The sequence below is a fragment of the Jatrophihabitans sp. sgz311053 genome (assembly GCF_056135305.1).
In genome coordinates this window covers 1,084,934-1,107,939 of the sequence record NZ_JBWAXP010000002.1, presented here as the reverse complement: position 1 = coordinate 1,107,939, position 23,006 = coordinate 1,084,934, and the positions used below count along the sequence as shown (strand labels likewise).

Here is a 23,006-nt window from a genome sequence, read left to right as displayed (position 1 = left end):
TGTCACTTCTTCAGCGGGTCGTGTCCCCAGTTCATGAGCGAGTGCCGCCAGGTGGTGTCCTCGACATCGCCCTTCGGCCGCTGCCGGGAGTGTCGCTTGACGTAGCCGACCACCTTGCTCATGTGTTTCTCGTCGGCCTCGGTGAGGTCGGCCTTCTTCTTCGCCAGGATGGCGACGATCTTGCGTCCCGACTCGTGGCCGGTCGACTCACCACCGTCCTTGTGCTGGCCCGCCGCCTTCGACTCGTCGGTGTCGAGCCACTTCTGCAGCTCGGACCTCGTCATGTTCACGGCCTCGGAGAACTCGGCGTGCACGTCGCTGTGGCTCATGACGTGAGCCTTACCCGTCTGCACGGGTAGATCGACCGGGTGACACCGGCGGACAAGATCTGCGCCAGCTGCGGCCGGCCGTTCTCCTGGCGCAAGAAGTGGGAGCGCCACTGGGACGAGGTCCGCTACTGCAGCGACGCCTGTCGGCGGCGCCGGGTGGACGACACCGATCGTGCCCTGGAGGAGATGCTGCGCACCTCGCTGCGAACCGCCGGCCGAGCCGACCCGGACGAGGCCGCACGCGCCGCCACCGGCCGCGACCCCGCTGGCCGACGCGAAGCTGCCCGCCGGGCGGCACGACGCATCGCCGCCACGGGCGAGGCCGACATCGTCCAGCACGGCCGGATCGTCGATGCCGGCTCCGCCCGCGGCGCGTTCGAACTGCGGCGCACCTCGCGGCCGTGAGGCCCGGCCGCACCCGCCCCTAGATCGACTCCAGGAAAGCCTGCAGCCGTTCCAGCATCGCGGCGGCCCGCTCGTCGTCGGAGGCGTGACCATCAGCCAGCTGGCTCCGGCCCGCCCGGTGCATGGGGAACCGCAGCTGCGCCGAGCAGTCGAGACCGGCGCAGACGTAGGTGCCGAGGGTGTCGCCGCGACGGCCCAGGGGCCCGGTGCGTCGAGCCGCGAAGAGGGCGACATTGCTCCCGTCGTCGACGGCCCGGCAGATCGTGCACATCGCCTTGCGACGGGTGCCGGCGCCGGTGGCCTGGGTGGTCAGCAGGACGGCGACGAGATCCGGGCCGCGTTCGGCGACGAGATAACCGCGCCGGTCGAATCGAGGGTCACGCCACCCGTAGAAGTCGAGGGCGGCGAAGTCGGTGTCGTCGAAACCGGTGGGGAAGGTGATGGCCTTGGTCTCGCCCTTGGTGGCGTTGACGAAGGCGCGCGTGATGTCGGACGTGGTCAGGGACCGCATGAGGAGACCTCGGGTGATGTGGTGCTCGGACGAGGACGGGGCTGGGCTCAGCCCGTCACTTCCATCGGCTGCCACGAGGTCATGCCTGCCATCATCCGCCGCTGCAGCAACACCATTTCTGTCTCCTGGGCGAGGGGTCAGCGTCCGGTGGCGCCGTCGGCGAGCTCCCGCAGGATGTCGAGGTGACCGGCGTGACGCCCCGTCTCCTCGATCATGTGGGTGAGAGCCCAACGCAGCGTCGGTCCGCCGGAGCGGAGCGGGCTGTCGAGGTCGGCGGCGGCGATGACGGCATCGGCCTCGGCGGCGGCGGCGCGGTAGTCGGCCTGGATGGAGGCGACAGTGTCGGCCGGGTCGGGCCGAAAGGTCGCGGGCCAGCTCCGCACCGTCGCCCCGCAGAACAGCGAGCGCTCAACTGCCGTCAGATGCCTCACCAGGCCGAGCAGCGTCGTTCCCGACGGAACGACCGGCGTCCGCACCTGCGGCTCCGGCGCGCCGGCGAGCTTGCGGACCACGCCGTCGCGGAGATAGGCGAGGAAACCGGTGAGCACGTCGCGCTCGCCGCCCCCGGCGCGCGGCGGGGGCGTGTCACGACGCCCTGGCATCGTCACTCACCCCGCGACGGACGACGAGGACGGTGTCGGCCACCTCGGCCTGTTCTCCGCTGGGTCCGGTGGCCAGCCGGCGCGGACGGTCAGCCCGCTGCACCTGCCAGCGGTCGTCCAGCTGCAGCCCCGACGCGATCTCGTGCGCGGTCGGGAAGGACGCCGCCGGGTCCCGGTTCCACGACCAGGGCGCGACCGACCCGTGGTCGACGACGAGCAGCAGTCCGCCGGGCCGGAGCGCCCGGGCGGCGCGGCGCAGGATCGCGGCACGGTCGACCTCGAACGGGGTGTGGAAGTACTGCGCCGAGACGAGATCGAAGGTCCCGTCAGGGAAGTCCGCGACGAGGTCGAGCCGGCGGGCGTCGACGTACTCGGCGACTCCTGCCCGCGCCGCCGCCTCCGCCAGCCGGCTGATCGCGCGGGCGGCGATGTCGACGGCGGTGACGCGCCAGCCCCGCTCGGCGAGCCAGAGGCTGTCCCCGCCCGCGCCGCAGGCGATGTCCAGGGCGTCGCCGGCGGGCAATCGGCCGGCCACCTCGGTCAGGAGCGGGTTCGGCCGCGCCGGGTCCGGTCCGCGGCTGCGGTAGTGCTGGTCCCAGAATTCTTCGGCTGGCTGCGGTGACGTCATGACGACAGCGTGGACCGCCCGACCCCCGAACGGCACGCCAGCTTGCCGAAGCGGCAAACTGAGCCGATGACGCCGAGCCGCGACACCGGTGACCTGCTGGCAGCCGTCGGTCCCCGCCTGCGGATGCTGCGACGGCAGCGTGAGATCACCCTGGCCGAGCTCACCGAGCGCACCGGCATCTCGTCCTCGACGCTGTCGCGGCTGGAGAGCGGTCAGCGCCGAGCGACGCTGGAATTACTGCTGCCCCTCGCCGAGGCTTACGGCGTCCCCTTGGACGACCTGGTGGGGGCGCCCCGCACCGGCGACCCCCGCCTCCACCTCAAGCCGATCCGCCGCCACGGCATGACCTTCGTGCCGCTCACCCGACGCGCCGGTGGCATCCAGTCGTTCAAGATGGTGATCCCGGCGCGCCGCGGACGGAACGAGCCGCAGCTGCAGACCCACGAGGGTTACGAGTGGCTCTACGTCCTGGACGGCCGGCTACGGCTGGTGCTCGCCGAGCTGGACCTCGAGCTCGGCGCCGGCGAGGCGGCCGAGTTCGACACCGCCAAGCCGCATTGGCTCGGTACGGCCGACGGGAAGGCGGTCGAGCTGCTCATCCTCTTCGGCCAGCAAGGCGAGCGCGCTCACCTGCGCGCCCGCCCCCGCAGCCGGTGACGGACCTCAGAGCATCGGCAGGTAGCGCCGCAGCTCGAAGGGGCTGACCTCGGCGCGGTACTCCATCCACTCCTCGCGCTTGTTGCGGAGGAAGAAGTCGAAGACGTGCTCGCCGAGCGTCTCGGCCAGCAGCTCGGACTGCTCCATGGCCCGCAGCGCGTCGGCGAGGTTGTGGGGCAGCTCGTCGTAGCCGAGGGCGCGACGCTCGACGTCCGACAGCGACCAGACGTCGTCCTGCGCGCCCGGCGGCAGCTCGTAGCCGGCCTCGATGCCCTTCATCCCTGCCGCCAGGATCACGGCGAAGGCCAGGTAGGGGTTGCAGGCGGTGTCGGGCGAGCGCAGCTCGACCCGCGTCGAGTTGGCCTTGCCGGGCTTGTAGCGCGGCACGCGGACCAGGGCCGAGCGGTTGGCGTGTCCCCAGCAGACGAAGGTGGGGGCCTCCACGATGGAGCCGGGCGACCCGAAGCCCCACAGCCGCTTGTAGGAGTTCACCCACTGGTTGGTGACGGCGGTGATCTCGCGCGCGTGCACCAGCAGCCCGGCGATGAAGGCACGGGCGGTCTTGGAGAGGTTGAGCTCGTCGTCCGGGTCGTGGAAGGCGTTCTGGTCGCCCTCGAAGAGCGACAGGTGCGTGTGCATGCCGCTGCCCGGCTGGTGCTTGAAGGGCTTGGGCATGAAGGTCGCATGCGCGCCGTGGGCGATGGCGACCTCCTTGATCACGTGCCGGAAGGTCATGAGGTTGTCGGCCATGGAGAGCGCGTCGGCGTAGCGCAGGTCGATCTCTTGCTGACCGGGCGCGACCTCGTGGTGGCTGAACTCGACGGAGATGCCGAGGCCCTCGAGCGCCCCGACGGCGGCACGGCGGAAGTCGTGCGCCACGTCGTGGCTCGTCATGTCGAAGTACCCGCCGTTGTCGATGGGCAGCGGCTCGCTGCCGTCGCTCGGCCGGTTCTTCAGCAGGAAGAACTCGATCTCCGGATGCGTGTAGAAGGTGAAGCCTCGTTCGGCCGCCTTCGAGAGCTGCCGTCGCAGCACGTAGCGCGGGTCGGCCCAGGAAGGCGACCCGTCCGGCATCTGGATGTCGCAGAACATCCGCGCAGCATCGGTCGTGCCGTCGTTCTGCGGCAGGATCTGGAACGTCGCCGGATCGGGTCGGGCGAGCATGTCGCTCTCACTGGCCCGGCTGAAGCCCTCGATGGCCGAGCCGTCGAAACCGATGCCCTCCTCGAAGGCACCGTCCAGCTCGGCCGGCGCCACCGCGACCGATTTCAGCGTGCCGAGGACATCGGTGAACCACAACCGCACGAAGCGGATGTTGCGTTCCTCGATTGTCCGAAGGACGAATTCCTGCTGCCTGTCCACGCCGGGAATGCTACTTGCCGACCGCGGCCCGGGTAGGCCGCCGGATCAGCTGATGCCGCCGGAGGACCATTCGCTCCACGGAATGCTCCAGGCGCCACCCTGCCAGAGCTTGAGTTTCGGCCCCCCGGAGTGGACGACGGTGACGACGTCACCGACGCGCGAGTGCTGGTAGAACCACTTGGCCCGCGCCGTCGTCAGGTTCAGGCAGCCGTGGGAGACGTTCTGGTTGCCCTGGGCGTAGGCCGTCGAGTTCAGCTCGTGCAGGTAGATGCCGTCGGTGCTGATCTTGGTCGCCCACGGCACGATCAGGTTCTTGTAGCCGTAGGGCGAGTCCGCGGGCAGGCCGTAGCTGCTCGAGCTCATGTTGGCCGGGTTCTCGTGGGTGATGACCGTGTATGTGCCCGGCGGGGTCCAGAGCGCGATCTTGCCGCCCTCGATGTAACCGCCGCGTCCCATCGAGGTGGGGTAGTTCTTCACGAGCTTGTCGTCGAAGTACACCTTCACGCGGTGCGTCTTGGCGTCGGCGATCGTCACGTGCTTCTCGCCGACGGTGAAGGAGGTGGAGGCGTCGGACTGCCCGTAGAGGCCCTGGCCGAGATCCTTGCCGTAGACCTTGGCATCGATCCGGACCTTGGTGCCCTCGGGGTAGTACGACTTCGGCCGCCACAGCACCCGCTGGTCGTCCTGCCAGTACCAGGCACCCTCGACCTTCGGCGAGGTGGTCACCGTCAGGTCCTTGATCGCGGCGGCCTTGTCCGGGATGGGCTCGTCGAAGTAGACCATCGACACCATGCCGACGCCGTAGGTGGCGCCGTCGGTCATGCTGGTGCCGTTCGTGGTGTTGAAGTACGGCATCGTCATGTTGCCGGGCGTGAGCGTGGTGATCTTCTCGCTCTTGACGACCTCGGCGCCGTCGGAGTCCTTGGCTTTCGCCGTAAGGGTGTAGGTCTTGGAGTACCCGAGCGGCTCGGTGTTGCTCCAGGACGCCTTGTCGCTGCCCAGTGCGCCCTTGACTACCTTGCCGGCGGCGTTGGTCAGGGTCACCGAGGCGAGCGTGCCGTCCTGGACCTTGACCGTGACCGGCTGCGCCGGATTGGCCTTCTCCTTGCCGCCGACAGCCGAGACCGAGATGTCGGCCTCGCTGGCGGGACGGCTGCTGCTCGTGCTGCCCGCAGCCGACGAGGGCGCACCGGAGCTGCCGGTGGCCGTGGACGGAGCACCCGAGGACGGATCGTCCGAGCCTGACTGCGCCGTGCAGGCCGCGAGGCCCAGGACGGACAGGGCTGCGATTGCGGTCGCCACGCTGCGACGCCGAACGGTACCGACCCGATGCACAGATTGCCTCCGAGAAACTGCAGAAAACACACAAGTCCGATTCCAGTGTGCACGACGAATCCGAGACGGCCGGGAGCACTCGCAGCCTTTTCACAACTCGTCGCGACCATTCGCCGGGGCGCGGCGAATGGTCGCTCCGATCGGATCGCTAACGCACGACGGGCAGCCGCAGGACGTTGGCGGTCGACCCCGTGACGGTGACCGGCGTGGCCACCAGGCCGCCGCGGTAGTTCACGTCTCCCCCGGCCACGACGAGCCTGATGCGGTGCCCCGCCCCGAAGCGGTGCGCGATAGCCGGCATCGTGACCCGGAAGGCCCTGGTCGGGTCCGTCACCCTGACCGGTGCGACCAGACCCTTGATCAGGGACGCCGTCCCGTCCGGCCCGACGTCGTAGAGCTTCGCGACCAGGACGAGGCGTCCCGCCGGCGTGCTCGAGGTGAGGGCGGCCGACGGGGCACTCACGCGGAGGTCCAGGGTCGGCGCCCCCACGACATCGGTGGCCGAGGACTGGACCGGCGTCTGCCAGCTCGCCGTGGTGCCGGGCAGGTCGGCGTCCGGGAGGTCCAGGTTGGTGCCCGCCGGGAGCCGGTTGCCCAAGGCGTCGGGGTCGGCGAGACCCGTCGGCAGGCCGGCCGCGGTGGTGAGGAAGGTCTGCGTCCCGGCCGTCACGCGCGTCGCCGTGGCCTCCAGGTCCGTCGCTCCGGAGAGGTAGTAGCTGCGCGCGGCCCCGACCGGGTAGCCGGCCGACTCGGCCCACGTCCCGGTCCAGTCGCGGTAGTACGCGAAACCGGAGCCCGTGCCGACCGACGAGCCCTTGAGGTAATGGTCGAACCAGGCGCGGACCCGGCCGTCCTCGTAGGCCAGCCCGGCGGCGGACGGGGTGCCGCCCGAGTGCCCCTGCTCGCGCCACAGCATGGTGACCGGGGTGCCCTGACGCCGCAGCGACCGGTAGGTGGCTATCGCCTCGTTGAGGTTGAAGAGGGTGTCGGTCTGCCCCTGGTCCAGCAGCACGGGGATGCGGATCCTGTCGAGGTACGAGGCGACCGAGGCGTGACGCAGCGCGGTGACGGCAGCCGGCTGGAAGTAGCCGGTCGTCCCCGCCGAGACCAGGGCCGGGCAGACGAAGTCGGCGAAGTTGGGGCAGCCCACGAGACGGGACGGATCGTCCCTGGCGTACTGCAGCCCGTCCAGGATGCCGACGGTGGAGAAGAGCAGCCCCCAGGTGATCTTGGTGGCGCCGGGTTCGGCCGGGCTGACGTCACCGGGCGCAGTGATGTTGTTCGGCCCCAATGAGTAGGAGAGGTCGTTCCAGGTGATCTGCGGATTGAGGGCGTCGATGCGCGGGTCGACGGCGGCCGCGGCGAACTGGACCTGCCCGCCGTAGCTGCCGCCCCACATCCCGACCCTCGGATCGTAGGGCTGCGCCCGGCCGCGGTGGTCGCGCGAGTCGTGGACCACGACGTCCAGCCGGGGCGCGGCGACGGTGTGCTTCGCGTCGGCGAAGGCGATGCCCGGTGCGCCGCCGAGATAGCTGACGAGCCGGCTCGCCGCCACCCCGTCGTAGTCGGGGTCGTCGAGCGTGATCTTGCAGCCGGACCCGCCGAAACCGAGCCCGGAGTAGGAGAGCACCGCATAGCCGGCGGTGGCGTAGCGCTCGGCGAAGGGCTGCTGGTCTGCCGCCGAGCCGCCGAAGCCGTTCGTGGTGAGAATCGCCGGGACCCGGGCGCGGGACGTGGCGCCCGCCGGCAGGTAGAGGTCGCCCACGACGTCGCAGCTCGTGCTCCGGTCGGGACCGACGGCCACCGCGAAGTGCAGCGACCGGACCGTGTACGCCGGGCTGGCGGCACTCGCCGAGCCGACGGCGACACCGGGAGTGACACCGAGGGCTGCAGCGGAGACGGCGACGGTCGCGACGGCGAGGGCCCGAGCGAGGCGGGTGAGGGTCACGGTTGCTCCTGGGGTCGGGACGACGAGCCGTCCGATCCAACGAGCCGCTGTGGTCCGGGTCACGCTCCGCTCACGACCGCTTCGCGTTCCGGCCGGGACGACACGCAATCGCCGCACGATCCGGCGCCGATGCCCGGTATGACGGCATTCGAGCTGTCGGTGACCGGAGTCTCAGCGCCGTGCTCCTGACTTACCGGCCGGTAGGTTGCAGCATTGTCACGTCCGCATTACACGCCCGGGGACCGGCCGGACCGGCCTCGAGGAACGAAGATGAGGCACCGACATGAGCACCACCTCCCTGTACGGCGGCATCTCCTCGCGCCGCGTCACCATCCGTGACCTGCAGCTGGCCAAGGAGCGCGGCGAGCGCTGGCCGATGCTCACCGCGTACGACTACTCCACGGCACGCGTCTTCGACGAGGCCGGGATCCCTGTCCTGCTCGTCGGTGACTCGGCCGCCAACGTCGTCTACGGCTACGACACCACCGTGCCGGTGACGATCGACGAGCTGCTGCCCCTGGTCCGCGGCGTTGTCCGAGGGACCTCCCGCGCCCTGGTCGTCGCCGACCTGCCCTTCGGGACGTACCAGGCCTCCCCGCAGCAGGCCCTCGACAGTGCCGCCCGGTTCATGAAGGAGGGCGGCGCCCAGGCCGTCAAGCTCGAGGGCGGCGCTCGGGTGGCCCCCCAGGTCGAGGCTCTGGTGAACGCCGGCATCCCCGTCATGGCGCACATCGGATTGACCCCGCAGTCGGTCAACGCCTTCGGCGGCTACCGGGTGCAGGGTCGCGGTGACGAGGCGGCGCACCGCCTGCTGCAGGACGCCAAGGCGTTGCAGCAGGCCGGCGCCTTCGCCGTGGTGATGGAGGTCGTGCCCTCCGAGGTCGCCGCCGAGGTCACCTCGGCACTGCTCGTGCCGACCGTCGGCATCGGCGCCGGACCGTCTTGCGACGCGCAGGTGCTCGTCTGGCAGGACATGGCGGGGCTGCGTGGCGGCGGCAAGCCCGCCAAGTTCGTCAAGGAGTTCGCCGATGTCGGCGGCGTGCTGCGGGACGCCGCGACCCGCTTCGGCGACGAGGTCCGTGGCGGGAGCTACCCCGCGCCGGAGCACGAGTACAGCTGACCCGTACCGCCCGTCGAACGGCGACCGCCGGGCACCACGTTTGCGCGTTATCGCGCTAACAGGTGCCCGGCGGTCGTCGTCGTGAGTGGTCCCGGGCTCAGCCCGTGGCCTTGCGGGCCGCGCTCTTACGGGCGGCCGTCTTCCGGGCCGGCGCCTGCGTCACCGCAGCCTTCTTCGCGGCGGTCTTCTTCGCGGCGGTCTTCTTCGCGGCGGTCTTCTTCGCGGCGGCCTTCTTCACGGCGGCCTTCTTCACGGCGGTCTTCTTCGCGGCGGCCGTCTTCGTGGCCGGCGCCTTCTTGGCTGCCGCCTTCGTGGCCGGTGCCTTCTTGGCAGCCGTCGTGCGAGCGGCCGTGGTCTTCGTTGCGGCCTTCTTCGCTGCGGTCGTCTTCGCCGCGGTCTTCGCCGGCGCCTTCGTGGCAGAGGCCTTCTTCGCAGCCGTCGTGCGCGCAGCAGTCGACTTCGTGGCGGCAGTCTTCTTTGCCGCCGTCTTGGTGGCCGCAACCTTCGTGACGGCAGTCTTCTTCGCGGGCGCCTTCTTCGCGGGCGCCTTCTTCGCGGGCGCCTTCTTCGCGGGCGCCTTCTTCGCGGGCGCCTTCTTCGCGGGCGCCTTCTTCGCGGGCGCCTTCTTCGCGGGCGCCTTCTTCGCCGGCGCCTTCTTCGCCGGCGCCTTCTTCGCCGACGCCTTCTTCGCCGACGCCTTCTTCGCCGACGCCTTCTTCGCCGGCGCCTTCTTCGCCGCAGTCTTGGTGGCCGCAACCTTCGTGGCCGGCGCCTTCGTCGCCGCAGTCTTCGTTGCGGCGGTCTTTGCGGCGGTCTTCTTCGCGGCCGCCGCCGTCGTGGCCACAGCCTTCTTCGCGGCACTCGCCTTGGTGGCGACTGTCTTCTTCGCCGCGGCGACCGTCTTGATCGCGGCCTTCTTCGCGGTGGTCTTCTTGGCCGCTGCCTTCTTCGCCGGCGCCTTCGTGGCGGCCGTCTTCCTCGCTGCGGCCTTCGTGGCCGGAGCCTTCTTCGCAGGTGCGGTCATGCGTGGTGCCTCCTCGGCGACTGTCGACGACCACGTCGTCGTTGACACAAAGTTGACGTTGACCCTGCACCCGCGTCAACACGGCGCGCCGAGCCCACGATCTGCTCACCCCGTGCTACTGCCGGCGCAATCCGGCACGGTCACTGCCGTTGACGAGTCACATCGCCTACCCCACAGGCGATCCGGCATCGCCGATGCCATCCGTCGCCTCTCGCAACGAGTTCGCGGCGAATTTTGCGCAGTTCTCGACTTTTGCGCATCGTGTCACCGACAGGACCGCAGCCGTGGCGCCTCGCGCCGGCGCATCACGTGGCCCCATCACGTGGGCACACCGCGACGCATGTCGGCATCGTCGCCGACGCGGAACCCGCAGGTCACCGTCGCCACGCAGCACCTCCCCTCGCTCCCGGGCGGTCGGGGTGATGCCGGCACGCGGACGTGGAAACGGCCCTGCTGGTGGGTACGCCGTGGACGGATGCCCGCTCACTCCACACCCGCCGCTCACCGACCGGAGGCACCCATGTGCCACACCGTCCGGACGTCGATCTCCTGCGACCCGGCCGCGGTCCGCGTGGCCCGGGAATGGTTGCAGGATCAACTTATCTCTCTCTACGCCAACCTCGACGAGGAGTTCGTGCAGGACGCGACGCTCACGGTCTCCGAGCTCGTCACCAACTGCGTCCGAGCCGACGCGCACCAGCTCACGGTCACCCTCACCGCGCACCGCGGCGAGCTGGTCATCGCCACCACCGACGACGCCCCCGGGTCGCCGCAGCGTCGTACCGCCGCCCCGGACGCGACCTCCGGTCGCGGCCTGCAGATCGTCGAGGCGCTGACTGACGAGTGGGGCATCTCGCCGTGCGACGGCGAGAAGACCGTCTGGACGCGGTTCACCCTCGATCCGCTGGACGACCGACCCGCGACCATGCCGGCTGCGTCGCCCACCTTCAGCTGCGACCGCTGACACGGCGAGCCCGTGAGATCACGGGCGCCGGTGGTCGTCGCCGCCTGCGTGTCAGGACAGCCGCACCGGCAGCGTGATCCGGAAGCAGGCGCCCGACCCGGCGGGTCTCGGGACGCAGCGAACGTCCCCGCCGTGCGCGCGAGCAAGGGCGCGGGCGATGGGCAGGCCGAGGCCGAAGCCGCCGCGGTCGCGGGAGCGTGACTCGTCCAACCGGACCAGGCGCTCGAAGATCCGTTCCTCGTCGCCGGACGGGACACCCGGGCCGTCGTCGACGATGTCGACCTGCCAGGTGTCGTCGTGTCGTGCGACGGAGACGGTGATCGTCCCGGCGGGACCGGCGGCGATGCGCGCGTTGCCGAGGACGTTGCCGAAGACCTGACCGAGCCGGGTGGCGTCGGCGAGCACCGGTGCGACCGTGGGTGCCTCCATCTCGATCCGCAGCTGCGGCGCGAGGAGCCGCAGCCGTTCCAGCTCCTGACTCAGTACGTCCACGAGATCGACCGCAGCGGTCGTCAGCGTCATCCCGGTGTCGAGCCTGGTCATGGTGAGCAGGTCGTCGACGAGCCGGTTGGCGCGACGGGTCTCACGCACCAGCGTCACGTAGGCCCGTTCGCGCTCGGCACGGTCGGGCTCGTCGCGCAGCAGCGTCTCGGTGGTGACAGCGAGACCGGCCAGCGGCGAGCGCAGCTCGTGCGAGACGTCGCTCAGCAGCGAACGCAGCCGGTTCTGAGCGGCGGCGGCCGCGGCGAGAGCCGACTCCAGCTCGTCGAGCATGTCGTCGAAGGCCCCGGCCGTCCGCCCCAGCTCGGTGTCGGGTCGGCCGGTGTTGAGGCGGCGGCCCCGGTCGCCGGCGGCGATCTGGCGGGCGAGGGAGGTCATGTGGTCCAGCGGGCGCAGCGCCACCCCGACGACACGCACCAGCAGCAGCCCGGCAACCAGCAGCAGGGCGAGACCCCCGATCACCTCGAGCAGGATCAGTCCGCGCAGCGTCGAGGCGACCTGGCTGCTGTCCACCGAGAGGGTCAGCACCTGCCCGCTCGAGGGCAGCGTCGTCCGCAGGAAGAGCACCGAGCCCGACGACTGGACCGTGTTCTCGGCGACCTTCGGCGGCGTGCCCGGGCCACCTGCCGCCGGGCCACCGGAGGGGCGGCTACCGGGTCGACCGGGACGCTGCTGTTGGCCGCGGCCGGCGGAGGCGTTGGGCGGAGCGGGCGCGGCACCATCGGCCTGCACGCAGCTCGATCCCGAGCTCGATCCCGAGCTCGATCCCGACCCCGACCCGGAGTCCGAGCAGAGCAGCGCCGAGACGCCGTCCCCGCGGAGCCGGTCGACCAGCTGCTGCGGCGACAACGCGCCGTCGAGCTGGTCGGCGAGCGAGACCCGATCCGTGAGCCGGGTGCGAAGATCGCTGTGCAGCCGAGCCGAGAGCAGCACGTCCACGGTGACGAACAGCGCGCTGAGCAGGACGGCGAGCAGTGTGAGCGTGCCGAGCACGACACGGCCCCGCAGCGACGCCGGCCGGGGACGCCACCGGCTCACGGGCGCAACACGTAGCCCAGGCCCCGCACGGTGTGGATCATGCGCGGACCGAGCGCCTCGGTCTTGCGCCGCAGCGCGCTGACGTGGACCTCGACGAGGTTGGGGTCGTAGTCCTCGTAACCCCAGACCTGGGTGAGGATCTGCGTCTTGGACAGCGTCCGGCCGCGGTTGGCCGCGAGGTAGGAGAGCAGCCGCCACTCGGTGGCGGTGAGATCGAGCAGGGTGCCGTCGCGACTGGCCAGCGACGCCGATTCGTCCAGCACCAGGTCACCCACCTGGACGGTGCTGGCGACGCGGCCGAGTCGGCGCAGCGCCGCCGAGGAGCGGGCGAGCACCTCCTCGATGGCGAAGGGCTTGGGCACGTAGTCGTCGGCGCCGGCCTCGAAGCCGCGCAGCCGATCGTCCAGGTCGTCGCGGGCGGTGAGGAAGAGCACGGCCGCCTCGGCCCGCTCGTGCAGCGCCCGGGCCAGCGCGAAGCCGTCCCGCTCGGGCAGCATCACGTCGAGGACGACGAGGTCGGGCCGGAAGGCGTCCACGTGCTCCTCGAAGCCGCTGCCGTCGGCGAGGGCGCTGACGTCGTGACCTGCGGCGCGATACGCCGCTGCGAGCGAGTCGCGGATCGGCGCCTCGTCCTCGACGATGAGGACGCGGGCCGGCGCGGCGGGTCGGGCACCGGCGGACGCGGCGTGGCGGGAGCGGGTCACGGCATCCAGTCTTTCCCGGCCGTCTGAAGTGATCCTGAAGAAGCGCGCGGCCGCAGCGCGCTTCAGGCTGGCTTCAGACTGGCAGGTCACGGTCGTCTCGTGCCCCAACTGACGCCCCTCGTCGTGGATCTCGTCGTCCTCGCCGTCGTCGCGCTCGCCGCCCTGCGCGGCTGGCGTACCGGCGGTGTCGGCCCCGCCCTCCGCATCGCCGCGATGCTCGCCGGTCTGCTGGCCGGCCTGTGGTGCGCTCGGCTGCTCAGCTCGTCGCTCTCCCCCGTCGGCCACGTCGTGCTCGGCGCGGCCTGCGCCGTCGGCGGCCTGGTGCTCGGATTGGCCCTCGGTCGCCGCCTCACCGCCGCGCTGCGTCACGGTCCGCCCACCGTGCCGGACCGGGTCCTCGGCGTGGCAGTGCGGGGCAGCGTCGCCCTCGTCGTCTGCGGCCTGCTCGCCGGCCTGGTCGGGGCCTACGGGCCGGCCTCCTGGTCCGCCGCGGTCCGCGCCAGCGCGCTCGGCCCCGACACCGCCGCCGACATCCCCGTCGCCGGCGAGGTGTGGTCGGGCATGGCGCGGCTGATCACCACCGCGGCGCCGGGCGACCTGGCCGCACTGCTGCCCGCCACCGACCTGGCCACCCCCTCCGCGGCGCAGCTCGACGCCGTCGACGCGACGGTCCGTGACTCGGTGCTGCTCGTCTCGGTGCGGCGCTGCGGCTCCGGTGCGGTCGGGACCGGCTTCGTCGCCGCCGACCAGACCGTGGTGACGAACGCCCACGTCGTCGCCGGCGCGGACAGCGTCACCGTCGGCGGTCTGGCAGCCACGGTGGTCCGCAACGACCGCCGCGCCGACCTCGCCGTCCTGCACGTCCCCGGTCTCACCGCAGCGCCGCTGACCCTCGCCCCCACCGACGCGGCCAACGGCGCCGGCCTGGTCGTCGTCGGTTACCCCGGCGGCGGCCCGCGGACCGCGGTCCCGGCGACCGTCCTGCAGCGCATGCCCATCCCCAACCCTGGCCTGGCCGACGGCGCGAGCCTGCACCAGGCCTATCGACTCCGTGCCGAGATCCGGCACGGCAACAGCGGCAGTCCGCTGCTGGACACCGGCGGCCGCGTGGTCGGCGTCGTCAACGCCCTCGCCGGCACCGACGGCGACACCGGCTATGCCATCTCGCTCGACGAGCTGCGCGCCGCCCTCGCCGCCGCCGCCGGCCGTACCGCGCCGGTCAGCACCGGCGCCTGCACCTGAACCGCACTCACCGCAGCATCCGACCGGAAGGAAAATCCATGTACGACGCACCACAGCACGACCAGTCGGCCACCTCGACCGACCTGCCCGCGGCGGCTCCCAAGCTCAGCCGCGGCCGCAAGATCACCATCGCCACCCTCGTCACGGCCGGCATCGCCACCGGCGGCTTCCTCGCCGCCGAGGGCGCCTTCGCCTCGGGTGGATCGGGCGGTTCGGGATCGGGTACGGCGACACCGCCGGCGAGCGCCCCGGCCAACGCCCCGCGTCCGCCTGCTGCACCCAGCGCCAACGACCTGGCGGGCACCGTCACGGCGGCCGGCTCGGGCTCGGTGACGATCCGCAACGACTTCGGCACCTCCCGCACGTACACGGTCAACGACAGCACCACCGTCCACCGCGGCGCGTCGAAGGTCTCGTCGTCGTCGCTCGAGGTCGGGCAGCGAGTCGCGATCCGCGGCGCGAAGTCCGGATCGGACTACGTCGCCAAGGACGTCGACATCCGGCCCGCGCACATCGGCGGGGTCGTCACCGGCGTCAGCGGCGACGCCGTCACCGTCACCGACCACGACGGCTTCACCCGCAAGATCACGCTCTCGGACGGCACCACCTTCACCAAGGACGGCGCCAAGTCCAGCCGTGACGCGCTCGGCAGCGGCAGCGTGATCGACGCCGAGGGCAGCGTCGCCGCCGACGGCACCACGCTCGACGCGACCCGTGTCGACATCCACACCAAGGCTCCGGCCGGGCCGGGCGGTCCCGCCGGCCCGATGGGGCAGGGTCCCGGGGCGCCGGGCGGTCGCGGCCCCGCGGGCGGACCGGCGGTGGCGCCGGGCAAGGGCGCCCCGAAGGGCGCACCGAAGGCGCCCACTGGCAAGGCTCCCTCGGTGAAGGCCCCGTCGGGAAAGGCTCCGTCCGGAAAGGCCCCCTCGGGTGCCCCCACGCCGCCGAAGGCTCCCTCCGGTGCCCCGTCGGCGCCGAGCAACGCTCCGTCGGCGCCGAGCAACGCCCCGTCGGGGGGCGCGAGCAGTGGCTCCTGACCGGCATGACGGATCGGGCCGCGACCCGGAGGACCCGACCCAGCAGCTCGCCCGGTGGCGGGAGTGGCGCGAGCACGACGGCGACACCGCGCAGTTCCCGGCCGTCCCGGCTGCACCCGCGGACGGAACGGTGCACGTCGGCCCCATCGGTAGGTCCGTCGGCGGCACAGCCGGTAGCTCCGTCGGCGGCACCGCCGCCGGCGGGCCCCTCGGGGCTTCGGCCGGCTCCCCCGCCGCCGAACCGCACGAGGACCTCGGCGGCTCCGAGCGCCGCTCCCGGCGGCTCGGCACCGGGGTGCTGGTCGGCGGTGGGCTGCTGGCAGCAGCGCTGATCGTCAGCGGTCTGGCCGCGGCGGGCGTCGGTCCGGCAAAGGGGCTGCTCGGCTCGGACGAGGGCGGATCCTCCTCCGGGGGCGGCAGCTCGGCCGGCGCCGGCTCGACCTCCGGATCGACGGCGACCGGCAGCCGTGACTCCTCGCGGGACACCACCGGCTCGGGCGGGGCGGTGACCAGCCCCTCCTCGGTGCCGTCGTCGGTGCCGTCGTCGATACCGTCCTCGGAGCCGTCGGCAGGTCCGGCGGCGGCCCCGCCGGCCGGACCGGGTGGCGAGGCCGGCGGGCCCGGCGCGAAGCGGCACGGCGCTCCGGCCGGCCCGGCGAAGGGGCGCGTCCACGACGCTCCCCCGGCCCCGGGCAGCACTTCGGGCGACGCTTCGGACACCGGGTCGGACGAGCAGTCCGGCGGCGGCCCCGCAGCCGGGCCGGATGCCGGACCCAGCGGGGGTGAGGCACCGCAGCCACCGGCCGGCGGACCGGCGGGCCAGGCAGGCGGCACGCAGGACTGACCGCAGCACAGCTCGACCAGCGAGGCCGGGTCCGGACGCCACCGGACCCGGCCTCGGCTCGTCGCTCCGCGGACACGGGGGCCCTCGCAGGGCCCGGGATCGCGCGCCGAGGCCACCCGGCAACCAGGGAGCCGGCCGGGGGCGGGTCGGTGCGCCGGTGGCTCAGCCCGTGGGTCGATGGGCCAGCAGCTCTGCATGGCGTCGGTGCCGGGCGGCGGCCCCCGGCAGTCCCGCGAGCAGCTCGCGCGACGCACCGAGACGATGGTCCACGGCCACCAGCCGGTAGTGCCCGGCCGCCGCCAGCGCGATGCGTCCGGGCAGCGGGAACCGCAGGACGTCTCCGGGACGCAGCGAAGCCGGCAGCGCCACACCGGTGACGACGACCCGGCCTCGCCGCGACCCGAGGTCACGGCGCACCGGTGGAGCTGCCTGCACCAGTGGCGGCGGTGACGCCGTCATGACGAGGCTGGGCAGCACCCCAGCAGTGGGCCCCCATGCCCCGGCCAGCGAGCTGATCTCCTCGTCGGGCAGATCCAGCGTGACGCACGTGGCCGAGATGGCCAGCACCGGCACCCGGGCCTCGTGGCACGTCGGGCCGGTCTCCGGCCCGGCGTCGAGTCGCACCACCGGGGGCCGGGAGCCGAGAGCACGGCAGTGCCGCGCCACCTCCTCCCGGGCGGCCTCGGTGAGCGCGGCTACGTCCTCGACGCTCACCTCGGCGGCCGCAGTGGTCCGGGTGCCGGCGAGACCGGCGGTCGTCTCGCGCCGCACGTACAGCGCGGGCAGCTCCGCCCCGGAGAGCTGCTGGACCGCGGCGGCGAGCTCGACCCCCGTCCGACAGGCTCGACGCACCGCGGCGGCGGCGTCGCCGTCCTCTCCCGTCCGCAGGTACAGGCCGTCGGCCCGCAGCCGGGGACTCGCCGCAATCGTCCGCAGTGCATCGCAGAAGGCGCGGCGGTACGGGTCGAATCCGCGAGTGCCGCCATGACCCGGCGACGTCACGTGCAGCAGCACGCCGGCCGGCGTGCGCACGCTGGACACCCGCTCCAGGGCGCGCAACCGGGCCGCGTCACCGACCACCCAACGCCCCGTCACCGGAGCGGTGCGCGGCGGCGCATGACGCACCAGCACCTCCTCCGGCAGATCTGCTGCGGCTGCGGCGGCGAGCTCGCCGTGCCCCTCGGCGTCGAGGAAGCAGCCGGTTCGCAGCGCGGCGGAGCGGAAGGCGGGGAGGTCGACGACGAGCGTGGGCTCGTCGCCGAGGACGGCGGGACCGGTCATGAGGGACTCCGGGACGGGAAGGGGACGGGGAACAGGTGCGCCTGCCCCGCCTCAGTCCCGGTAGGGGAAGTCGCGATCGAGGGCGAGGTTGACCTCGAGCACGTTCACCTTCTCCTCGCCCATGAACCCGAGGTCGCGGCCGGTGGCGACGCGGTCGATCACGGCCCGCACGCGCGCCGTGCTCACCCCGCGCAGCCGGGCGATCCGGGGCGCCTGCAGCTGCGCGTAGGCCATCGAGATCTCGGGGTCGATGCCGGAACCGCTCGCCGTCACGGCGTCGGCGGGGACGGCGGGGTGCGCCGGCGCGTCGCCCCGGATCGGGACCAGCTTCCCCCGGCTGTAGTCCGCCCCGGCTCGCGCGCACTCGACCCGAACGCCACGGTAGGAGGCCAGGAAGGGCGTCGCCGGGCAGAACTGGTCCACGCTGACGACGCGGGTGACGGCGCCCCGGTAGCTTGGCTCGGCGAAGAAGACGGCGAGGACGGCACCGACACCGGTGCTGGTGCAGTACGGACGGCTGCCGTCGACGCCCTCGAGCTCCCCGACGGCCTTGCTGCGGGCACAGACCGTGCTGAGCAGCGAACGCTTGTCGGGGCCGGCGTCTTCGATCGACTCGGGACCGAGGTTGGAGGCACCGGTGGCGGTGGGGTCGTAGTTGCCGGCCGACGGTCGCGACTGCAGGTACTGCCGCAGCGGGTTGCCCTTGGCGTCCGTGAAGCTCTGGCCGACGAGCGCCGAGCCGACCGGCTTGCCGTTGCGGCTGAGCATCGAGCCGTCGGCCCGGTGGGCGAGGCCGGGGACCTGTCCCACCGCCCAGACGCCGAGCGGGTAGAGAACGCCGAGCAACACGGTGAAGGCGAGCAGGATCCGCAGCGCCGCGGAGAGCTGACGCAGGGAGGTGCCGAGGTTGCGCATGACTATCCGATCCCGGGGATGAGCGAGACGACGAGGTCGATGATCTTGATGCCGACGAACGGCGTGACGATGCCGCCGAGGCCGAAGATCCAGAGGTTGCGGCGGAGCATCGCGGCCGCCCCCGCGGGCTTGTAGCGGACGCCGCGCAGGGCGAGCGGGATCAGCGCGACGATCACCAGCGCGTTGAAGATCACCGCCGACAGGATCGCCGACTGCGGTGAGTGCAATCGCATGATGTTGAGGGTGTCCAGCCCCGGATACACCGCGGCGAACATCGCCGGGATGATCGCGAAGTACTTGGCGATGTCGTTGGCGATGGAGAACGTGGTCAGCGCGCCACGGGTGATGAGCAGCTGCTTGCCGATCTCGACGATCTCGATCAGCTTCGTGGGGTCGCTGTCGAGGTCGACCATGTTGCCGGCCTCCTTGGCCGCCGACGTCCCCGAGTTCATCGCGACACCGACGTCGGCCTGGGCGAGGGCCGGCGCGTCGTTGGTGCCGTCGCCGGTCATCGCGACGAGCTTGCCGCCGTCCTGCTCGCGCTTGATCAGCGCCATCTTGTCCTCGGGCTTGGCCTCGGCGAGGAAGTCGTCGACACCGGCCTCGTCCGCGATCGCCTTCGCCGTCAGCGGGTTGTCGCCGGTGATCATCACGGTGCGGATGCCCATCCGGCGCAGCTCGGCGAAGCGCTCGGCCATGCCCGCCTTGACGACGTCCTTGAGGTGGATGACGCCCAGGACCCGGGCGGTGCCGCCGTCGTCGGGAGCGCTGCGCTCGGCCACCACCAGGGGCGTGCCGCCGCCGGCGGAGATGCCGTCGACGATGCCGCTCACGTCGTCCGGCAGCGGACCGCCGTGGTCCCGGACCCAGCGCAGCGCGGCACCGGCGGCGCCCTTGCGGATCTCCCGGCCGGCGAGGTCCACCCCGCTCATCCGGGTCTGCGCGGTGAAGGGGACGAAGCTCGCCCCGGCCACCTGCTGCTCGCGCAGCCCGTGCTCCGACCGCGCCAGGTGGACGATCGAACGACCCTCGGGGGTCTCGTCGGCCAGCGAGGAGAGCAGGGCCGCCGCCGCGAGCTCGTCCACCGAGACGCCGGCCACCGGGACGAACTGCGAGGCCTGCCGGTTGCCCAGCGTGATGGTGCCGGTCTTGTCCAGCAGCAGCGTGTCGACGTCCCCGGCGGCCTCGACGGCGCGACCGCTCATGGCCAGCACGTTGCGCTGCACGAGGCGGTCCATGCCGGCGATGCCGATGGCCGAGAGCAGCGCGCCGATGGTGGTGGGGATGAGGCAGACCAGCAGTGACACCAGCACGATGCCGGTGATGCCGTTGCCGTCGAGCGCCGCGCTGTCGGCGACGGCGGGCTGGTTGGCCTTCGCGAAGATCGCCAGCGGCTGCAGCGTGACGGTGGCGAGCAGGAAGACGATGGTGAGGGAGGCGAGCAGGATGTTCAACGCGATCTCGTTGGGCGTCTTCTGCCGGCTCGCGCCCTCGACCAGCGAGATCATGCGGTCGATGAAGCTCTCGCCGGGCTGCTGGGTGATCTCGACGACGACCCGGTCGCTGAGCACCCTGGTACCACCGGTGACCGAGCTGCGGTCGCCGCCGCTCTCGCGGATGACGGGCGCGCTCTCGCCGGTGATGGCGGACTCGTCGACGCTGGCGATGCCCTCCACCACGTCGCCGTCACCGGGGATGATGTCGCCGGCCTCGCAGACCACCCGGTCACCGCGCTGCAGCTCCGGGGCGGGGACCGCCTCCTCCGCGCCCGCCGACGTGAGTCGACGGGCCACGGTGTCGGTGCGGGTGCGGCGCAGCGCGTCCGCCTGCGCCTTTCCGCGCCCCTCGGCCACGGCCTCGGCGAGGTTGGCGAAGATCGTCGTCAGCCAGAGCCAGATGACAATGGCCCAGGCGAAGCCCGACGGGTCGGTCACCGCGATGACGGTGGTGAAGACAGCCCCGACCTCGACGAGGAACATCACCGGGTTGCGGTAAAGCGTGCGGGGATCGAGTTTGCGCAGGGCTTCGGGTAAAGCCTGCACGAGCTGGGCGGGTGAGAAGACCGATCCCTTGGCGGAGTCGTGCCGGGGTGCGGTCTCGGTGGTGACGGTCATCAGTGCAGTCCCTCTGCGAGCGGCCCGAGGGCCAGGGCCGGGAAGTAGGTGAGCGCGACGAGGACGACGGTCACGCCCAGCAACATCCCGATGAACAAGGGTTTGTGGGTGGGCAGGGTGCCCTCCGTGGCGGGTACCGGCTTCTGTCGCGCGAGCGAGCCGGCCAGGCCGAGGACGAAGACGATCGGCAGGTAGCGGCCGAGGACCGTGACCAGTCCGAGCGCGTAGTTCCACCAGACGGTGTTCACGGAGAGGCCGGCGAAGGCGCTGCCGTTGTTGTTCGCCGCCGAGGTGAAGGCGTAGAGCACCTCGCTCAGCCCGTGCGGACCGCTGTTGAGCATCGCGGCCCGCTCCCCCGGCAGCGCCATGGCGATCGCCGTGCCGGTCAGCACGAGCGCCGGCGTCGTCAGCAGGTAGAGCGAGGCGAACTTGATCTCGCGGCCGCCGAGCTTCTTGCCGAGGTACTCCGGGGTGCGTCCCACCATCAGCCCCGCGACGAAGACGGTGATGACGGCCAGCACGAGCATCCCGTACAGGCCGGATCCCGTACCGCCGGGAGCGATCTCGCCCAGCATCATGTTCAGCAGCGTCATGGCGCCGCCGAGGCTGGTGTAGGAGTCGTGGAAGCTGTTCACCGCGCCGGTGGAGGTGAGCGTGGTCGCCGCCCCGAAGACCCCGGACTGGGGTACCCCGAACCGGGACTCGGTCCCCTCCGTGGCGGCACCGACGGCGGTGGGCACCGTGCCGTGGTGCATGCCCTGGAAGACCACCGTCAGCACGATCGAGACGACCGCGATGGTCGCCATCACGGCGAGGATCGCGCGACCCTGCCGGTGATCGCCGATGAGATGACCGAAGGTCCGCGGCAGCGAGAAGCCGATGCCGAGGATGAGCAGGATCTGCAGCCAGCTCGTCCACGCGGTCGGGTTCTCGAAGGGGTGGGCCGAGTTGGCGTTGTAGAAGCCGCCACCGTTGGTGCCGAGCTCCTTGATCGCCTCCTGCGAGGCGACCGGACCACCGGTGATGGTCTGCGTGCCGCCGGCGATCGTGTGCACCGAGACGTAGTCGTGGAAGTTCTGGATCATGCCGGCGCCGACGAAGACGAGGGCGACGACGAAGGAGATCGGCAGCAGCACCCGGATGCTGATCCGGGTGAGGTCGACCCAGAAGTTGCCGAGGGTCTCGGCGCGGTTGCGCGCGAACCCGCGGACGAGCGCGGCCACCACCGCGATGCCGACGGCGGCCGAGACGAAGTTCTGCACCGCCAGGCCGAGCATCTGCGCGAGGTAGCCCAGTGCCGACTCGCCCGAGTAGCTCTGCCAGTTGGTGTTGGTGACGAAGCTGGTGGCGGTGTTGAAGGCCTGACTCGCGGGCATGCCCGGCACGGCGAAGGGCGCGGGGAGGTGCTGCTGCACCCGCAGCAGCACGTAGAGGACGACCACCGAGACGAAGCCGAAGGCGAGCACCGAGCGGACGTAGCGTCCGGTGGTCTGCTCGGCGTCGGGGTCCACGCCTGCGACGCGGTAGACGACACGTTCGACGCGCAGGTGGCGGGTGCTGGTGAGCACCCGGGCCATGTAGTCGCCGAGCGGCTTGTGCAGCGCAGCCAGCGCCGCGGCCAGGGTCGCGACGAAGAGGACCGTGGCCAGCGTGTCGGACATCAGAACTTCTCGGGGTAGAGCAGGGCGATCACGAGGAAGATCGCGAAGAGCACGGCCAGGACGAGGCCGATGACGTTCGTGGTACTCACAGCTTCTCGGTGCCCCTTGCGACGAGGGACAGGAGCAGGAAGGCGCCGACGGTGACCAGGACCGCCCAGAAATCGTTCACGTCGGCGAGTCTCAGTCGCGCGCGGGGACGGTGTCGCCTCGATCGGGACGTCCTCACGCGTTCCTCGCGGGGCGTTCACACGATTGCCGAACGGTTCCGTCGGCGACGCCGCACCGGCCCGGCCCGGTAGGCCGCGAGCTCTTCCGGGCACCTTGCCTGCGTGGAACGTCCCTTCGTCGACCCGCGCTCCGTGGTCGAGTCCCGCGACGGCGTGCTGGAGATGACGCTGCCCTCGCGGCCGGAGTCGTCCCGCACCGCGCGTGCCTACGTGCAGCAGCAGTGTCCCGATCTGACCGAACCCGTCCTGTCGGACCTGGAGGTCATCGTCACCGAGCTGGTGAGCAACGCCGTGCGGCACGGCGAGCCCATCATCCGGCTGCGGCTGCGCCGTGAACCGTTCGCCGTGGACGTCGCCGTCCTGGACGGCAACGACGAGCTGCCCTCGACCTCCGTCGCGCCGCCGAGTCTGGACAGCGAGGGTGGTCGCGGCCTGGCCATCGTGGAGGCCCTGTCCGAGAGCTGGGGCGTCGATCCGCTGCGCGGGGAGTCGGGCAAGGCGGTCTGGGCCTCCGTCCGCACCTGACCGCCCGCGATCGGGGAGCGCTGGTCCCGCTG

General features: G+C 71.9%; 23 protein-coding genes. 8 read left to right on the top strand and 15 right to left on the bottom strand.

What is annotated here, in order from left to right:
- Positions 1-2: 2 nt before the first annotated feature.
- The gene (locus AC0NZQ_RS14180) at positions 3-329 is read right to left on the bottom strand and encodes a DUF3140 domain-containing protein (RefSeq protein WP_474530513.1); all 327 of its coding nucleotides are present in this window, start codon (positions 327-329) and stop codon (positions 3-5) included.
- A 39-nt stretch (positions 330-368) separates the two neighbouring features.
- Between AC0NZQ_RS14180 and AC0NZQ_RS14175 the strand changes: the two genes are divergently transcribed.
- Positions 369-734, top strand: a complete 366-nt coding sequence (locus AC0NZQ_RS14175; protein ID WP_474530512.1) for a DUF2256 domain-containing protein — start codon at positions 369-371, stop codon at positions 732-734.
- Positions 735-753: 19 nt separating this feature from the next.
- Here AC0NZQ_RS14175 and AC0NZQ_RS14170 read toward each other — a convergent pair whose 3' ends face one another.
- The 3 genes from AC0NZQ_RS14170 to AC0NZQ_RS14160 form a co-directional block, all read right to left on the bottom strand.
- Entirely contained in the window at positions 754-1,245 is a 492-nt protein-coding gene (locus AC0NZQ_RS14170; RefSeq protein ID WP_474530511.1) for an FBP domain-containing protein, read from the bottom strand.
- Between the two features lie 137 nt (positions 1,246-1,382).
- Complete coding sequence (locus AC0NZQ_RS14165; protein ID WP_474530510.1) at positions 1,383-1,847, bottom strand: mycothiol transferase; 465 nt, start codon at positions 1,845-1,847, stop codon at positions 1,383-1,385.
- Positions 1,831-2,475, bottom strand: a complete 645-nt coding sequence (locus AC0NZQ_RS14160; protein ID WP_474530506.1) for a class I SAM-dependent methyltransferase — start codon at positions 2,473-2,475, stop codon at positions 1,831-1,833. Before AC0NZQ_RS14160 ends, AC0NZQ_RS14165 begins: the two co-directional genes overlap by 17 nt.
- A gap of 66 nt (positions 2,476-2,541) precedes the next feature.
- On the opposite strand from AC0NZQ_RS14160, the gene AC0NZQ_RS14155 reads away from it, so the two are divergent.
- Positions 2,542-3,132, top strand: a complete 591-nt coding sequence (locus AC0NZQ_RS14155) for a helix-turn-helix domain-containing protein (protein ID WP_474530505.1) — start codon at positions 2,542-2,544, stop codon at positions 3,130-3,132.
- A gap of 6 nt (positions 3,133-3,138) precedes the next feature.
- On the opposite strand, the gene glnA is transcribed toward AC0NZQ_RS14155, so the two are convergent.
- The 3 genes from glnA to AC0NZQ_RS14140 form a co-directional block, all read right to left on the bottom strand.
- Positions 3,139-4,494: a type I glutamate--ammonia ligase gene (gene glnA, locus AC0NZQ_RS14150; protein ID WP_474530504.1), complete on the bottom strand. Its 1,356-nt coding sequence runs from the start codon at positions 4,492-4,494 to the stop codon at positions 3,139-3,141.
- Between the two features lie 45 nt (positions 4,495-4,539).
- Positions 4,540-5,796: a L,D-transpeptidase gene (locus AC0NZQ_RS14145; protein ID WP_474530503.1), complete on the bottom strand. Its 1,257-nt coding sequence runs from the start codon at positions 5,794-5,796 to the stop codon at positions 4,540-4,542.
- A gap of 181 nt (positions 5,797-5,977) precedes the next feature.
- On the bottom strand, positions 5,978-7,777 hold the full coding sequence (locus AC0NZQ_RS14140) for a CocE/NonD family hydrolase (RefSeq protein ID WP_474530502.1): 1,800 nt from the start codon (positions 7,775-7,777) through the stop codon (positions 5,978-5,980).
- Positions 7,778-8,060: 283 nt separating this feature from the next.
- On the opposite strand from AC0NZQ_RS14140, the gene panB reads away from it, so the two are divergent.
- Positions 8,061-8,897 carry a 3-methyl-2-oxobutanoate hydroxymethyltransferase gene (gene panB / locus AC0NZQ_RS14135; RefSeq protein WP_474530500.1) on the top strand — a complete coding sequence of 279 codons (837 nt, stop codon included), beginning with the start codon at positions 8,061-8,063 and terminating at the stop codon, positions 8,895-8,897.
- 97 nt (positions 8,898-8,994) lie between these two features.
- Here the strand turns inward: panB and AC0NZQ_RS14130 are convergent, their stop codons facing one another.
- The gene (locus tag AC0NZQ_RS14130; RefSeq protein ID WP_474530498.1) at positions 8,995-9,921 is read right to left on the bottom strand and encodes a histone H1-like repetitive region-containing protein; all 927 of its coding nucleotides are present in this window, start codon (positions 9,919-9,921) and stop codon (positions 8,995-8,997) included.
- Between AC0NZQ_RS14130 and AC0NZQ_RS14125 the strand changes: the two genes are divergently transcribed.
- Positions 9,920-10,885: an ATP-binding protein gene (locus AC0NZQ_RS14125; RefSeq protein WP_474530497.1), complete on the top strand. Its 966-nt coding sequence runs from the start codon at positions 9,920-9,922 to the stop codon at positions 10,883-10,885. The two genes, AC0NZQ_RS14130 and AC0NZQ_RS14125, sit on opposite strands and share 2 nt — an antisense overlap.
- 51 nt (positions 10,886-10,936) lie before the next feature.
- Here the strand turns inward: AC0NZQ_RS14125 and AC0NZQ_RS14120 are convergent, their stop codons facing one another.
- Positions 10,937-12,424 carry a sensor histidine kinase gene (locus AC0NZQ_RS14120; protein WP_474530496.1) on the bottom strand — a complete coding sequence of 496 codons (1,488 nt, stop codon included), beginning with the start codon at positions 12,422-12,424 and terminating at the stop codon, positions 10,937-10,939.
- Positions 12,421-13,128, bottom strand: a complete 708-nt coding sequence (locus AC0NZQ_RS14115; RefSeq protein WP_474530495.1) for a response regulator transcription factor — start codon at positions 13,126-13,128, stop codon at positions 12,421-12,423. The genes AC0NZQ_RS14120 and AC0NZQ_RS14115 overlap by 4 nt, the downstream gene beginning before the upstream one ends.
- A gap of 99 nt (positions 13,129-13,227) precedes the next feature.
- On the opposite strand from AC0NZQ_RS14115, the gene AC0NZQ_RS14110 reads away from it, so the two are divergent.
- From AC0NZQ_RS14110 to AC0NZQ_RS14100, 3 genes are read left to right on the top strand one after another with little or no spacing between them, the layout of a single operon-like run.
- Positions 13,228-14,370, top strand: a complete 1,143-nt coding sequence (locus AC0NZQ_RS14110; protein WP_474530494.1) for a CvpA family protein — start codon at positions 13,228-13,230, stop codon at positions 14,368-14,370.
- A 38-nt stretch (positions 14,371-14,408) separates the two neighbouring features.
- Positions 14,409-15,407 (top strand): DUF5666 domain-containing protein, encoded by a 999-nt coding sequence (locus AC0NZQ_RS14105; protein ID WP_474530493.1) that lies wholly within the window; start codon positions 14,409-14,411, stop codon positions 15,405-15,407.
- Positions 15,397-16,251 carry a hypothetical protein gene (locus AC0NZQ_RS14100; protein ID WP_474530492.1) on the top strand — a complete coding sequence of 285 codons (855 nt, stop codon included), beginning with the start codon at positions 15,397-15,399 and terminating at the stop codon, positions 16,249-16,251. Before AC0NZQ_RS14105 ends, AC0NZQ_RS14100 begins: the two co-directional genes overlap by 11 nt.
- A gap of 162 nt (positions 16,252-16,413) precedes the next feature.
- On the opposite strand, the gene AC0NZQ_RS14095 is transcribed toward AC0NZQ_RS14100, so the two are convergent.
- Genes AC0NZQ_RS14095 through kdpF form a run of 5 tightly spaced genes read right to left on the bottom strand, consistent with a single transcriptional unit; the run spans position 16,414 to position 22,311 of the window.
- Positions 16,414-17,532 (bottom strand): hypothetical protein, encoded by a 1,119-nt coding sequence (locus AC0NZQ_RS14095; RefSeq protein ID WP_474530491.1) that lies wholly within the window; start codon positions 17,530-17,532, stop codon positions 16,414-16,416.
- Positions 17,533-17,583: 51 nt separating this feature from the next.
- A complete protein-coding gene (locus AC0NZQ_RS14090) occupies positions 17,584-18,447 on the bottom strand; it encodes a potassium-transporting ATPase subunit C (RefSeq protein WP_474530490.1) in 864 nt (287 codons plus the stop codon).
- Positions 18,448-18,449: 2 nt separating this feature from the next.
- The gene (gene kdpB, locus AC0NZQ_RS14085) at positions 18,450-20,561 is read right to left on the bottom strand and encodes a potassium-transporting ATPase subunit KdpB (RefSeq protein ID WP_474530489.1); all 2,112 of its coding nucleotides are present in this window, start codon (positions 20,559-20,561) and stop codon (positions 18,450-18,452) included.
- Positions 20,561-22,222 (bottom strand): potassium-transporting ATPase subunit KdpA, encoded by a 1,662-nt coding sequence (gene kdpA, locus AC0NZQ_RS14080; RefSeq protein WP_474530488.1) that lies wholly within the window; start codon positions 22,220-22,222, stop codon positions 20,561-20,563. The genes kdpB and kdpA overlap by 1 nt, the downstream gene beginning before the upstream one ends.
- Positions 22,222-22,311: a K(+)-transporting ATPase subunit F gene (kdpF, locus tag AC0NZQ_RS14075; protein ID WP_474530487.1), complete on the bottom strand. Its 90-nt coding sequence runs from the start codon at positions 22,309-22,311 to the stop codon at positions 22,222-22,224. The genes kdpA and kdpF overlap by 1 nt, the downstream gene beginning before the upstream one ends.
- A gap of 240 nt (positions 22,312-22,551) precedes the next feature.
- Here kdpF and AC0NZQ_RS14070 point away from each other — a divergent pair, with 240 nt between their 5' ends.
- Positions 22,552-22,974, top strand: coding sequence for an ATP-binding protein (locus AC0NZQ_RS14070; protein ID WP_474530486.1), 423 nt, complete (start codon positions 22,552-22,554; stop codon positions 22,972-22,974).
- The last annotated feature ends 32 nt before the right edge of the window (positions 22,975-23,006 follow it).

What these genes read in the sequence shown, in the direction of transcription:
- AC0NZQ_RS14160 (WP_474530506.1), bottom strand. Translation starts at nt 2,475, where the DNA reads ATGACGTCACCGCAGCCAGCCGAAGAATTCTGGGACCAGCACTACCGC.
- AC0NZQ_RS14125 (WP_474530497.1), top strand. Translation starts at nt 9,920, where the DNA reads ATGCGTGGTGCCTCCTCGGCGACTGTCGACGACCACGTCGTCGTTGAC.
- AC0NZQ_RS14095 (WP_474530491.1), bottom strand. Translation starts at nt 17,532, where the DNA reads ATGACCGGTCCCGCCGTCCTCGGCGACGAGCCCACGCTCGTCGTCGAC.
- AC0NZQ_RS14130 (WP_474530498.1), bottom strand. Translation starts at nt 9,921, where the DNA reads ATGACCGCACCTGCGAAGAAGGCTCCGGCCACGAAGGCCGCAGCGAGG.
- AC0NZQ_RS14180 (WP_474530513.1), bottom strand. Translation starts at nt 329, where the DNA reads ATGAGCCACAGCGACGTGCACGCCGAGTTCTCCGAGGCCGTGAACATG.
- kdpA (WP_474530488.1), bottom strand. Translation starts at nt 22,222, where the DNA reads ATGTCCGACACGCTGGCCACGGTCCTCTTCGTCGCGACCCTGGCCGCG.
- AC0NZQ_RS14155 (WP_474530505.1), top strand. Translation starts at nt 2,542, where the DNA reads ATGACGCCGAGCCGCGACACCGGTGACCTGCTGGCAGCCGTCGGTCCC.
- AC0NZQ_RS14090 (WP_474530490.1), bottom strand. Translation starts at nt 18,447, where the DNA reads ATGCGCAACCTCGGCACCTCCCTGCGTCAGCTCTCCGCGGCGCTGCGG.
- kdpB (WP_474530489.1), bottom strand. Translation starts at nt 20,561, where the DNA reads ATGACCGTCACCACCGAGACCGCACCCCGGCACGACTCCGCCAAGGGA.
- AC0NZQ_RS14165 (WP_474530510.1), bottom strand. Translation starts at nt 1,847, where the DNA reads ATGCCAGGGCGTCGTGACACGCCCCCGCCGCGCGCCGGGGGCGGCGAG.
- AC0NZQ_RS14105 (WP_474530493.1), top strand. Translation starts at nt 14,409, where the DNA reads ATGTACGACGCACCACAGCACGACCAGTCGGCCACCTCGACCGACCTG.
- AC0NZQ_RS14170 (WP_474530511.1), bottom strand. Translation starts at nt 1,245, where the DNA reads ATGCGGTCCCTGACCACGTCCGACATCACGCGCGCCTTCGTCAACGCC.
- panB (WP_474530500.1), top strand. Translation starts at nt 8,061, where the DNA reads ATGAGCACCACCTCCCTGTACGGCGGCATCTCCTCGCGCCGCGTCACC.